Source organism: Myxococcus sp. AS-1-15, from assembly GCF_020037055.1.
GTDB classification, from domain to species: Bacteria; Myxococcota; Myxococcia; order Myxococcales; family Myxococcaceae; genus Myxococcus; species Myxococcus fulvus.
In genome coordinates this window covers 1-12,414 of record NZ_JAIQDF010000027.1, presented here as the reverse complement: position 1 = coordinate 12,414, position 12,414 = coordinate 1, and the positions used below count along the sequence as shown (strand labels likewise).

Sequence of the window (12,414 nt, the reverse complement as noted above, 5' to 3'; positions counted from 1 at the left end):
CGCCCGCTCAGAACGCGAGGACGGTGCCCGGCGTGGTGCTGGTGAAGAAGTCGGGGTACGACACCACGAACTCCGGGCCGGTGCCCGTCTCACCGTAGATGACGCCGGCCTTGGTCCCGTAGGACGTCAGCGTCGTGCCGTCCAGCTCGATGGCCACCGACGTCAGGTCAATCGTGCCGGACACCTGGTAGCCATCCCGCCGGACGATGGTCATCGTCTCCGGGTCCACGTGGAAGAAGCTCAGCGTGCGGTAGGGCCCGCCGCCGTAGCTGCTCTTGTAGGTGAGGCCCACCGCCACGCCCAGCTCGTTGGCCGCGACGTACAGCGACGGGGGCGCGTAGCCGCTGGACGAGGGCAAGGACAGGCTCGCCGCCGCCCACGGGCACGACGCGGACGCGCGCCGGTGCAGCTTGTTCTCGGTGACGGGAGGCACCGGGGCCTGCGTCACGACCACCGACGTCACCTCGAACGTGCAGCCCCTGGACGTCGCCGTGGACGACAGCGCCGCCTCCCGAGCCTCCAGTGACGCCTCCTGCTCGCTCCCGGGAGCCTCCCCACCGCAGGCGGAGAGGACCGACATCGCACAAAGACAGACAGACTTCTTGAGGAACCCCATGACGTGACAACCCCCGGTTCAGGAATGTGGCGGCGGCACCGTACCACCCCCGCAATGTCTTGCATCCGGAATCGCAGCCAGACAAAGACTCACGCGCTGAGAACCCCAACCCCATCCTCTCCGTCTCCGAGAATCACCTGGAGGCCCGGTCCGCCCACGGCCGCGCTCAGTACGCGACGACGCTGGGTGGGGTGGTGCTGGTGAAGAAGTCCGGGAACGTCGCGATGAAGTTGCTGCCGCTGCCCGTCTCGGTGGGGCTGATGATGCCCGCCTTCGTCCCGCCCGCGGTGAGCGTGGTGCCGTCCGCGCCGATGGCCAGGTAGCCCAGGAAGACACTGCCGGTGCCCAGGTACACCGCGAAGCCGGTGTTGCGCACCACCGTCAGCAGCTCCGGGTCCACGTGCTTGATGCCCACGGTCCTGGGCGAGCTGCCGCTGTAGCCGTTCTTCACCGTGAAGCCCGCCGCCACGCCCAGGTCATTGGCCACCAGGGACAGGCTGGGTGTGGAGTTGATGGAGGTGCCCAGCCCGATGCTGGCCGCGGGCCAGGCGCACGTCCCGGAGGCCAGCCGGCTCAGGAAGATGTCGTGGATGGGCGGAAGCGTGCCCGCGCGCACCACCGAGGTGAGCTCGAAGACACATCCACGGGACACCGCCGAGACCAGCTCCGCCTCGCGGACGTCGAACACCTCATCGAGTCCGCCCGTGGGCTCCTCCACACCACAGGCCGGAAGGACCATCGCCGCACAAAGAGAGACAGCGCGTCGGAAGCTTCGCATGACGTGACAACCCCCTGGTTCGCGAACAGCGCCCGCACGCTAGCAGCCTGCAAGTCATTGCACCGACATTTCCAGGCAACGGGCCTGGGCACCGGGAGGACGCCTTGCGGTATCCTCCGCCACGTATGCGCCCATCCCACCTGTCCTCCCGAGTGCTGCTCGTTCCCCTCGCCGCCTCCCTCCTCGCCTGCGGCGGCTGCGGAAAAGATGACCCCTCCGGCGGAGGCGTGCCCCTGGGCGAGGAGCAGAAGGGCATCGCGACGTTCTACGACGCCACCGGCGCGGGCAATTGCAGCTACGACGCCAGCCCGGACGACATGATGGTGGCGGCGATGAACACGCCCCAGTACGCCAACAGTGCCGCCTGTGGCCAGTGTGTGGACATCCAGGGCCCCAGCGGCTCGGTGCGCGTGCGCATCGTCGACCGCTGCCCTGAATGCGAGGCGGGCCACCTGGACCTGAGCCGCGAGGCCTTCGCGAAGATCGCCGAGATGCGCCTGGGCCGCGTGGACATCACCTGGAAGGTGGTCTCCTGCGACGTCGCCGGCAACCTGGAGTACCACTTCAAGAACGGCAGCAACCCGTGGTGGACCGCCATCCAGGTCCGCAACCACCGGCTGCCCATCTCGAAGCTCGAGTGGCGACGCGGCGATGGCGCCTGGAAGAACGTGCCGCGCGAGGACTACAACTACTTCGTCGAGTCGGGCGGAATGGGCGAAGGCGCGTTCACCGTGCGCGTGACGTCGTCCACCGGCGAGCAGGTGGAGGACACCCTCCCCCGCGTCCTCGACGACGACAGCGTGCGCGGCACCCAGCAGTTCCGCTGACCCCGAGCACCCCGGACCGAGGCTCGCGCGAAGCGAGCCCCGGCCCGCACCTCAGCGCCGCAGCATCGAGCGCAGGAGCTCCAGCGCCTCGGTGACGTTCTGCCAGACCTGGAGCGACTTGACGCCCTCCCCTTCGCCCTGCACCGCGCGACGGGAGGCCCGCTCCAGGGGCAGCAGCACACCCTCCACCAGCTCGATCTGCCGGCTGAGCTCCGCGGGCGAGGGTCCGGCCACGGCGGTCCGCTGGAGCGCCTCCGCCGGCACCTGGGCCGACACATTCACGGGGCGGTCCGCCAGCGCCGCGAGCGCTCGCGACAGTTGGTCCAGGTACGGCCCGAAGTCCTGCGCGGGCGCCTGCTGGACGACGGGCGCCTGTACGGGCATGGCCGCGCGCTCCGTCAGCGCCTTGAGCAGCTGGGCCAGGTGCTTGAGGTACGGCGTCAGATCCGGGCTCGCGGCGACGGGCGCGGCGGCCGCGACGACCGGAGCCTGCTTCACCTCGCGGCCCACCCGCGCCACCTCCAGCACCGCGTCGCGCAGGGCCTCCAGGTACGGCAGGGCCTCGGCCGTGGGGTCCGCCTCGTCATTCGCGGCGCCCTGGGCCAGCTGCGTGGCCGCCTGCGAGACGGCGTCGCGCACCGCGCCGAGCTGCTCCTCGATGCCGCTGAGCTGCCCGGTGACACGGGCCACGGGGTCGTCCTCCTTGCCCCCCATGCGCTTGACGCGCGCGAAGCCCTGCTTGATCTCCTCCCAGCGCTTCGCCTTCTCCGGGGTGAGCCGGCCGCGCATCTCCGCCAGCTTCAGCAGATTCTGCTCCGCGGCGGTGGTGAGCGTCTGGGACTCGCCCTGGTAGTGGTCGTCGATGAGCCGCTCCAGCTCCGCGTCCGTCATCGCGGACACGAGCTTCTCCGTCAGCTTGCTCATGTTGCGGTAGCTGCCCTGGAGCTTGAAGGCCGGCTCGGTGCGGAAGCGCTCGTCCTGCGCCGCCGAAGCGATGTACTGCATGTTCACCTTCAACAGCACCGACTGCACCCGGAACATCCGCTGGAAGATGGCGATGATCTCCTGCAGCTCCGCCGCCGCGTAGCCGTGCTTCATCTCGCCCGCGGGCACCTCCTCGCCCTGGGCCATGCGGATGAGCCGATGCGTGTCCGCCGAGTCCCGCGTGGCCAGCGGCGCCGTCACCGTATTGGAGGTCAGCGCGTTCTCCAGGTAGCTCAGCGCGAACAGGTGCTCCTTCCCGTCCAGGATGTCGCCCAGGTTGTACGTGTCCGCGCGGTTGGCGAGCATGTCCGGGATGCGGAAGCGCTCCCCCGTCTCCGTGTAGGGATTGCCGGCCATGACGACGCAGAACTTCTTGCCGCGCAAATCGTAGGTGCGCGTGCGGCCATTCCAGACGCCCTCGACGCGGCGCTGGCCGTCGCACAGGGAGATGAACTTCTGGAGCAGCTCCGGGTCCGTGTGCTGGATGTCGTCGAGGTAGAGCATCACGTTGTTGCCCATCTCGAAGGACAGGTTGATGCGCTCCACCTCCTGCCGCGCGGTGGCGTTGGGCGCCTCCGCCGGGTCCAGCGACTTCACCGAGTGCCCCAGCGCGGGGCCGTTCACCTTGACGAAGGTGAGGCCCAGGCGGCTCGCCACGTACTCCATCAGCGTCGTCTTGCCGTAGCCCGGCGGCGACATGAGCAGCAGCATGCCCATGCGGTCCGTGCGCTTGCCCTCGCCCGCCGCGCCGAGCTGCTTGGCCAGGTTGGCGCCGATGAGCGGCAGGTACACCTCGTCGATGAGCCGGTTGCGCACGAAGGACGACAGCACCTTCGGCGTCAGCTCCTCCAGGCGCAGCTTGCGCCGCTCGCGCTCCAGCAGGTCCCGCTGCAACGCGCGGTAGGCCTGATACCGGGGCACGCGCAGCTGCCGGAACTCGCCCAGGCGCGCCAGGAACTCATCCAGGCGCAACGGCAGCTTGCGGTCCTGGATGCGCGGGTGGCTGCCCAACAGGCCCGTCACCTCGGCCGCCGTCAGCGCGCCCGCGGGCTCGCGGTCCAGCTTGCGCTCGGTGAGCAGCAACACCGCCGTCTCCAGCACGAAGTAGCCGGAGTCCCCGGGGCCGCCGTCCCGCTGCGCGAGCCACGCCTGCACCCACGCGCGCGCGATGTCCAGCCGCGACGCCAGGTCCTTCTCCAGCCCGCGCAAATCCTCCTCGAAGGCCGTGCGCGTCCCCTGCCGCTCCAGCTGCGCCAGGAACGCGTCCCGGAGCACCAGCGCCTCGCCGCTCGTGGTGAAGCGGGGCCGCTCCACGGCCAGCTCCTCCACCAGGTAGCCACCCGCCAGCCGCGCCTCCGCCGGCGAGTGCGAAAGCCCCTGCGCCTTCAGGAAGGCCCCCACGGCCTCGCCCAGCGCCATGCCCAGTTCGTGCAGGCCGCCCGCCGCGGAGAACGTCTGCCGCAGCCGCGCGAGGCTGCGCGCCCGACGGTGCAGGAGCGCCCGCGCCGCCTCCTCGGTGTCGAAGGCCCAGTACAGCGCCGCCAGGGCGCGAGGCACCGGAGCGAAGCGCAAGAGGCCCGCGCCCTGGTGCAGCGCCAGGAGCTTCTCCAGCACCGCGGCCGCGTCCACGTCGTGCACGCCGCGCTCGTAGCCCTCGTCGAAGCGGTCCGCCGCGTACGCGCGCACGGGCTCCAGCAGCGTCCCGCCCATCACCGCCGCGTGCAGCCCCGTCAGGGACAGGCCGTTCTTGCCCTCCTCCGCGTCGGAGAGGATGCACGCGGCCAGGTACTCGGCGCGGTACACCTCGCGCGTCTCGGAGACCAGGTGCTGGTCCCAGAGGTCCTTCTGCTCGAGCAGCGCCGGGTCCTCCAGCTTCTGCGCGTAGTCGGAGCCGGTGAGCTGCAGGTACAGCGCGCCGTCGCGCGGCACCAGCGTCAAATCCAGCGGCTGGGTGTTGACGTTGAAGCGGTAGGTCCCCAGCTTGATGACGTTGTCGCCGTCCGCGAACAGGTCCTGCTTGTCACGCAGCGCGCGCAGCGCGTCCTGCTTGGCGGACTTCAGCCGCGACTGCACCTCGTCCGAGCGCACGCTGTCCTGCAGCGCCATCAGCTGCTCGGAGAGCTGCCGCAGCTTGAGGATCATCGCGTCGGTGGCGAAGTACGCGTTGAGCTCGTCGTCGGACTTGAACGCCTTGGAGCGGCGCTGCACGCCCTGGAGGATGCGCTCCGCGGCGCCGAAGAGGCTCTGCGCGCGGCGCTGGCGCTCGTCCACCAGCGTCTGCTTGCGCGCGCCGAACGCCTCCAGCAGCTCCTCGCGCTTCTGGGTGATCTGCCCGAGGAACTCGTCGAACTCGCCGAAGCGGCCCTCCAGCTCCTCCAGCTGCACGGTGAGGCGCGACAGGCCCTCGTCGCACTTCTCCGGCACGTCCGCCTGCGCCAGCGCGTTCTCGATCGCCTGCCCGAGCAGCTTGAACTGGGCGCCGAACTCCGCGCGCTTCTCGCGGCCGGACAGCTCCTTGCGCTTGGCGGCCAGGCTCGCGCGCACGCGGTTGAGCCGGCCGAACAGCTCGGAGATGCCCTCCAGGATGCGGGCGCGCGCGAGCGGGTCTCCCACCTGGAGGCCGCCCACCACCTCGCCCAGCACGGTGAGGCCCTGGGCCGTCTTCTCGATGTCCTCGCCCAGCGGCTGCAGCTCCGCCGTCGTCTGCACCGGCTCCAGCTTCGCGAGCAGCTCGTCCAGTCGCGCGGCCAGCGGCTGGAGCGCCTCCCCCTTCTGGAGGAACTCCACGCACGCGGTGCTGGTGGAGTCGGACGCCTCCACCACCGCCTTCTCCAGGGCGTCCACCCGCCCCAGGTCCATGTAGCGGATGTCCTTGAGGGTGATGAGGTGCCCGCGCTGCTGGCGCAGCTCCGCCAGCACCAGCATGAACTCCTCGGCGGTGGTGAGCAGCTCCGGCCGCACCCGCGCGAGCAGCTTCGCCTGGGCCTGCTCCGCCTCCGCCAGGGCCTCCGTGGCGCGCTTCTGGAGGGCGAGCACCTTCTCGAACTCGTCGATGATGAGCTCGGAGGTGCGCCGCAGCGTCTCGATCGGCTCCTGGAGGCCCGTCTCCGCGTGGCCCAGCCAGTAGTACGCGTCCAGCGCGCGCGTGGCCGCGGCGACCAGGTCCTCGTAGGTGCGCCGGCTGGGCTTGTCCGTCTTCGCGATGCGCTGGAGCGTCAGCGAGTCGGAGATGCCGCGCACCAGCTCCGCGTTGCCCACCTTGCCCAGGTACCCGGGCGCGGGCGGCGTCGCCGCCGCGTGCTCGTCCGACGCGAAGGGCGTCTGCCACACCTGCATCGGGTGCACGCGCGTGGGGTCCGCCGACGTCTCGCGGAACACCACCAGCCCGCCGTCCCCGAAGAGGCTGTACCCGTTGCACACCAGCGGGTTCTGCACCTCCTTGCGCACCAGGTTGTACGGGAAGAGCAGGTAGCGCCCCACCTCGCGCTGGTGGAAGACGTAGAGCACGTCCTCGCCATTCGGCGAGCGGATGACCTTCTTGAACTCCATGCCCTCGCCGGTGGCCTCACCGTCGAAGACCTTGTAGTCCCCCGTCTGGAGGTAGTAGCCGCCGGGGAAGATGATGCCCTGGTCCTCGGGCAGCCGGATGCACGCCTGACCGATGGCGTCGATGCGCACCACGTGCTGCGTGCGCGAGTTGAACACCAGGTAGCGCTGCACCTTCTCGCGGAAGGGCAGCACGCGCAGCAGGATGAGCGTGCCCACCTGCGCCCAGGCGAAGCGCGCGTCGTCCAGCGACTGGTTCGCGTCCTCCACCGGCTCGCTGTAGATGCCCAGGCCCGAGGACGTGTTGTCCTCCACCTTCACGGTGAGGTCCCCCTTCACCGTCTCCACGAAGACCTGGTCCAGCACGTTGACGTGCGGGTGGGCGCCCAGCACGTAGTTCTCGCGCGTGGCCACCGTCCACTCGAAGTCGTGCGACGGCGGGAAGGTGTGGTCCTTGTCGCCCTGGTTGTCGAGGTAGGTGGCGTTGCCGTCCGTGTCCAGGCTGAAGCGGAAGACCTTCAGGTCTCTCGCGGACTGGCCCGTCTTGAACACCGCCAACAGGCGCGCGTCCTTGCGCCGCAGCTGCAGGAGCTTCGCGTCCTTGTAGTAGCGGTACAGCTCGCCGAAGTCCTTGATGAAGCGCGGGTCCGCCAGGAAGCCGCCGCCTTCCGTGTGCGGCACCGCGGACAGGTCGAACCCGTCCGCCGTCTTCTCGAAGCGGTGCAGCGAGAACACGTCCGCGACGGACGTCTCCTTCTTCAGCCCGATGAAGACGTTGTAGCCGAAGAGCAGGTACTTGCCGACGCTGACGATGTCGCGCGCCACGCAGTTGTTCTCGGTGCGCACGCGCTCGTTGCCGATGACGGCCAGCTCCGTGCCACCGAAGAACGCCTTGCGCCGCGCGTTGAGGTCCGCCGCCTTGGTGCCCAGCGCCTCCGCCTGCGCGAGCAGTCGCGTCCGGATGACCTCGTAGCTGCCCCCCTCTAGCGCGACCTCGCCCGTGGGCGCCGCGCCCTTGCCACCTTCAGTTGCCATGAGTGCTCACCGGAATTGCGCATGGACCCCGCCCCGTCCCCCGTCGAGGGGACGCCACCCCGGAGGGCCCGGGGCGGAGTCGTCGTGACGACATGGCCGCCACCGCACGGCTCGCGCGGCGATGGCGGCCCCCTGCTGATGGCCTCAGCCCTGCTTGTCGGCGGAGGCGGCCTTGCCGTCGGAGCCCAGCAGGGCCTTCAGGCTCGCCGCCGTCGCGTCCGTCGCGCTCGGCGTCATGCGGTGCAGCAACGCGGCCACGGCCAGGTTCTGCGCGTCGTTGCTCAGACCCGGCTTGGAGAGGATCTCCTTGAGGTCCGCCGGCAGGTCCTTCTCGCCGTTGACGTACCCGCCCAGCGCCTTCTTCAGCGACTCGCTGTGGTCCAGCGCGCCGTCCACCGCCGTGCCGAAGGACACCGCCTTGACGAAGCGCTCGAAGAACTCGCCGTCGCCGCCGACGATGTTGAACTTCGAGTTGGCGAACGCCTTGGCCAGCACCTCCGCCTGCGCCTGCGCGATGTCCTTGCGCACGCGGATGTTCTCCAGCTCCACGTCGCGCTCCTTGCCGAGCCGCAGGCGGAACTCCTCGTGCTCGCGCCCCACGCCGTCCATCAGCTTCATGGACGCCGCCTTCTCCGCCAGGCCCCGGGCCTCGGCGAGCAGCTTCTCCTGGATGGCCGCGGCCTCCGCCAGCTGCTTCTCCTTCGTCGCGATGGCCTCCGCCTCGCCGCGCTTCTGGATGGCGACGGCCTCCGCCTCCTGCACGCGCGCCCGGGCCAGGCCCTTCTCCTGCTCACCCGCGGCCTCCGCCAGGAGCTTCTCGCGCACCGCCTGCGCCTGGGCGTGGCCCTGCTTCTCGATGACGCCCGCCTCGGCCTCCTGCACGCGCACCTGCGCCATGCCCAGCTTCTCCGTGGCCGCGGCGTCCGCCTCCTTCACGCGGATGCCGGCCAGGCCCGTCGCGGCGGCCTCCGCCTGGATGCCCTCGGCCAGGCGCGTCTTCGCCTTGGCCGTCTTGTCCGCGGCCTCCAGGTCCGCCTCGGCCAGGGTGAGCTTCTCCTTCGCCATGTACACCGCCATCTCGCTGTTGGCCTTGGCGGCGTTCACGTCCTTGACGGTCTTCTCCTGCGCCTGGCCCTCGGCGGTGATGATGAGCGCCTGCTTCTTGCGCAGCGCGTCCGACTCCACGCGCAGGTCCTTGATGCGCTCCTCCTCCTGCGCCACCGTCTTCTCCACGGCGATGCGTGCGCGCACCACGTCCGCGATGTCCTTCTTCTGCTCCTCCAGCGCGCGCTCCTTGGCGATGCGCTCCAGCTCCGTCTCACGCTCCCGGCCGATGGCCGCCAGCGAGCGGGCGCGCTCCACGTTCTCCGCCTCCACGCTCACCTCGCGCTCGCGGTGCTTCTGGGCCACCTCGATGTCGCGCGTCTTGTTCTGCTCCTGGACGAGGATCTCCTGCTCGGCCTTGATGCGCGCCAGCTGCGCCTTGGAGTACTGCTCCTGCTTGACGCGCTCGGCCTCCGCGGACTCCTCGGCCTGCACGGATTCAATCGCGCGCTTCTGCTTGGCGGCCGCCTCCTCGCGCTGACGCTCCAGCTCGAAGATGCTCTGGTCGGCCTCGACGTTGCGCTTGGTCACCGCCTGGCGCTCGGTCTGCTTGAGCTCGTTGGTGACGATGTTCTGCTCGGTGGTGAGCTTGGTGATCTTCCGGATGCCCTCGGCGTCCAGGATGTTGTCCTTGTCCAACATCTCCACCGGGGTCTGCTCCAGGTAGTCGATGGCGCAGTCCTCCAGCATGTAGCCGTTGAGGTCGCGGCCGATGACCTCCACCACGTTGTCCTTGATTTCGGCGCGCTTGGTGTAGAGGTCCACGAAGTTGAAGTTCTTGCCCACCGTCTTGAGGGCCTCGGAGAACTTCGCCTCGAAGAGCTTCTCCAGCGTCTCCTGGTCGCTGGCGCGCACGCAGCCGATGGACTGGGCGACCTTGAGCACGTCCTCGCGCGTCTTGTTCACGCGCACGAAGAAGGTGACCTTGATGTCCGCCCGGATGTTGTCCTGGCAGATGAGGCCCTCCTTGCCGCGGCGGTCGATCTCCACCGTCTTCAGGGAGATGTCCATCACCTCCGCCCGGTTGATGATGGGGAACACCACCGCGCCGGAGAAGGTCACCAGCGGCTCGCTCTTGAGCGTGTTGACGATGAGCACCTTGCCCTGGTCCACCTGCCGGTAGAGACGGACGATGGTGAGAATGATGCCGGTCAGGAGGATGACACCTCCGCCGACGGCGGCTACCAGCGTGATGGGATCCATGGCCTTTTCCTGTGAAGTATTGACGGCGGGCCTTGTATCAGGCGCCAGGGATCCCCCGCGAAAGCCCCCTGGCGTCGAATCCATTCACGGCCCGCCCCCCTCTGAAGCGGACCCGTGCCTCGACTCAAGTCATGCGCGTGCCCGGGAGCGTGCCAGCGCCGCGGCCCGCACCGGGTCGCGAAGCTGATCCATCTCCTCCGGCAACAACCAATCCACCGGCTCCACCTCGTACGCGTCGCGCTCGGCGTCGTACGCGAGCACCAGGGCCGGGTCTCCGCGCTTCAGGCCGTTCGCCTTGGCGCAGATGACATTCAAGATGATGCCCGCGCCGCCGTCCTCGAACGTGGCGTGGCCGTTCCTGTCCGTGACGCTGCCGCTGGAGATGGTGCACACCCGGCCGAGCAGCGAGTCGCGCCCGGGCGCCTTGTGCGCCACGAACACGGGCCGCAGCGGCCGCACCGCGAAGCCGGAGATGACCAGGCCCGCGATGAAGCACAGGATGCCCAGCGTGGAGTTGATGAGCCACGATGGCAGCGCCCCGCCGAGCAGCGCGTGCGCCGGCGGCGTGGCCAGCAGCGACAGGAACCACGAGAAGAACGACACCAGGCTCACGGACACCGTGAGCGGAATCCCCGCGAAGCCCAGCGTGGAGAGGATGCCCCCGTCCACGTGCGCGTCGTGGTCATGCCCCGCGAGCGCCTTGCCGCCCTGGAGCGCCTCGCCCGCCGCCTTCGCCCCGCCCTCCAGCGAGCCCGCCAGCGCCTTGCCGCCACCCTCGATGGCCGCGCCCAGCGCCTTGCCGCCCGACTCGAAGTCGACGTGCCCGCCGTCCAGCAGGTCGATCCCCACCGCGCCCACGATGACGAACAGCCAATAGGTCAGCACCACGCCCATGGCGGTGGTGAAGAGGGCGGTGGGGAACGCGAGGATGGCGTCGAAGAAGGGCGTCATCAGCGCTCCGGACTCTAATCCACGGGCATTCCCTGCGAAAACCGGGGGGGTCGTTTTCCTGCCTGCTCCACGGGCGGGAAAGCAGAGGCGACCTTCGTTGCCGCGCGCGCTCGGGATTGGCACCTCCAGAGGGCCGGGACCCAAGGGTTCCCGGGGTCCACCTCCACCCGGAAGCCGCGAAATGCAAGCCACCGCCGCCACTGCCCGCCCGCCTCGAGCCCCCGCCCGGAGCCGGGGTCTCACGCGGCTGGAGCGGCTCCAGCAAGAGGGCCTGCGCCGCGTGGGCTCACCGGCCCGGGGCTTCCGCTACGTGGACGCGAGCGGAAGGCGCGTGGACGCGAGGACGAAGGAGCGCATCGAGGCCCTGCGACTGCCGCCCGCGTGGCGCGACGTGTTCATCGCCCCCTCCCCCACCGCGAGCCTCCAGGCCGTGGGCCGCGACGCCGCGGGCCGCTGGCAGTACCGCTACCACGCCGCGTACCGGAGGAAGGCGGACGAGGCGAAGTTCCGGCGCATCGTCGGCTTCGCCCGGGCCCTGCCGCGCATGCGCAGGCGCGTGAACGCGGACCTGCGGCGCCAGGGGCTGGGGCGCGACAAGGTGCTGGCCGCCACCCTGCGCATCCTGGGCACGTGCTTCATCCGCCCGGGCAGCCAGCGCTACGCGGAGGACAACGCGAGCTTCGGCATCGCCACCCTGAGGAGGAACCACGTGCGCGTGTCCGGGGACACGGTGTCGTTCGACTTCCCGGGCAAGAGCGGCAAGCAGCAGCACCGCCAGCTCACCGACCGGCGCGTCGCCACGCTCGTGCGCAAGCTCCTGAAGGTGCCCGGGCGGGACGTGTTCAAGTTCGTGCTGGATGACGGGCTGGTGGTGGACGTCCGCCGGCGCCACATCAACGCGTACATCCAGGAGGTCATGGGCGAGGACTACAGCGCCAAGGACTTCCGCACCTGGGCGGGCACCCTCATCTGCGCGTGCGCCCTGGCCCGGGCCCGCGCGAAGCAGGCCCAGGCGAAGGGCCCCGCGCTCAAGAAGAGCATGGTGGCCGCGGTGAAGGAGGTCGCCGAGCACCTGGGCAACACGCCCGCCGTCGCGCGCTCCTCGTACATCTACCCGTCCGTGCTGGCCCTGTTCGAGCGGGGCCAGGTGGTGGACCGCTACTTCGACTCCGTGGACGAGCTGACGTCGTCGCGCGGCGACAGGCTGCACTGCTCCGAGAAGGCGCTCCTGCACCTGCTCGACACGCCCCGGCGCCGGCCCGACGCGTGAGCCGGGCCGGGCCCGTCCCGCGCCTAAGTAGGTCGCCGGAAGTTCCGAGACAAATGCCGGTCGCATGCGCATTTTCTGGACCATGCGACCGGCAAGGAGC

7 protein-coding genes are annotated in these 12,414 nt (G+C 70.0%); 2 read left to right on the top strand and 5 right to left on the bottom strand.

Features of this window, described 5'->3' with window-relative positions; translation table 11 throughout:
* Positions 1 to 7: 7 nt before the first annotated feature.
* Entirely contained in the window at positions 8 to 580 is a 573-nt protein-coding gene (locus K8625_RS41620) for a hypothetical protein (RefSeq protein WP_223785832.1), read from the bottom strand.
* 202 nt (positions 581 to 782) lie between these two features.
* Entirely contained in the window at positions 783 to 1,355 is a 573-nt protein-coding gene (locus K8625_RS41615) for a hypothetical protein (protein ID WP_223785831.1), read from the bottom strand.
* A 164-nt stretch (positions 1,356 to 1,519) separates the two neighbouring features.
* Here K8625_RS41615 and K8625_RS41610 point away from each other — a divergent pair, with 164 nt between their 5' ends.
* On the top strand, positions 1,520 to 2,221 hold the full coding sequence (locus K8625_RS41610; protein ID WP_223751789.1) for an expansin EXLX1 family cellulose-binding protein: 702 nt from the start codon (positions 1,520 to 1,522) through the stop codon (positions 2,219 to 2,221).
* Between the two features lie 51 nt (positions 2,222 to 2,272).
* Here the strand turns inward: K8625_RS41610 and K8625_RS41605 are convergent, their stop codons facing one another.
* The 3 genes from K8625_RS41605 to K8625_RS41595 form a co-directional block, all read right to left on the bottom strand.
* On the bottom strand, positions 2,273 to 7,786 hold the full coding sequence (locus K8625_RS41605) for a DNA repair ATPase (protein WP_223785830.1): 5,514 nt from the start codon (positions 7,784 to 7,786) through the stop codon (positions 2,273 to 2,275).
* Positions 7,787 to 7,930: 144 nt separating this feature from the next.
* A complete protein-coding gene (locus K8625_RS41600; protein WP_141323116.1) occupies positions 7,931 to 10,093 on the bottom strand; it encodes a hypothetical protein in 2,163 nt (720 codons plus the stop codon).
* Positions 10,094 to 10,222: 129 nt separating this feature from the next.
* On the bottom strand, positions 10,223 to 11,044 hold the full coding sequence (locus tag K8625_RS41595) for a hypothetical protein (RefSeq protein WP_223751787.1): 822 nt from the start codon (positions 11,042 to 11,044) through the stop codon (positions 10,223 to 10,225).
* 181 nt (positions 11,045 to 11,225) lie between these two features.
* On the opposite strand from K8625_RS41595, the gene K8625_RS41590 reads away from it, so the two are divergent.
* Positions 11,226 to 12,314, top strand: a complete 1,089-nt coding sequence (locus tag K8625_RS41590; protein ID WP_223785829.1) for a DNA topoisomerase IB — start codon at positions 11,226 to 11,228, stop codon at positions 12,312 to 12,314.
* Positions 12,315 to 12,414: the final 100 nt, after the last annotated feature.

Bases quoted from the DNA above. Each gene is read 5' to 3' on its own strand.
- K8625_RS41620 (WP_223785832.1), bottom strand. From the start codon at position 580: ATGTCGGTCCTCTCCGCCTGCGGTGGGGAGGCTCCCGGGAGCGAGCAG.
- K8625_RS41615 (WP_223785831.1), bottom strand. From the start codon at position 1,355: ATGGTCCTTCCGGCCTGTGGTGTGGAGGAGCCCACGGGCGGACTCGAT.
- K8625_RS41610 (WP_223751789.1), top strand. From the start codon at position 1,520: ATGCGCCCATCCCACCTGTCCTCCCGAGTGCTGCTCGTTCCCCTCGCC.
- K8625_RS41605 (WP_223785830.1), bottom strand. From the start codon at position 7,786: ATGGCAACTGAAGGTGGCAAGGGCGCGGCGCCCACGGGCGAGGTCGCG.
- K8625_RS41600 (WP_141323116.1), bottom strand. From the start codon at position 10,093: ATGGATCCCATCACGCTGGTAGCCGCCGTCGGCGGAGGTGTCATCCTC.
- K8625_RS41595 (WP_223751787.1), bottom strand. From the start codon at position 11,044: ATGACGCCCTTCTTCGACGCCATCCTCGCGTTCCCCACCGCCCTCTTC.
- K8625_RS41590 (WP_223785829.1), top strand. From the start codon at position 11,226: ATGCAAGCCACCGCCGCCACTGCCCGCCCGCCTCGAGCCCCCGCCCGG.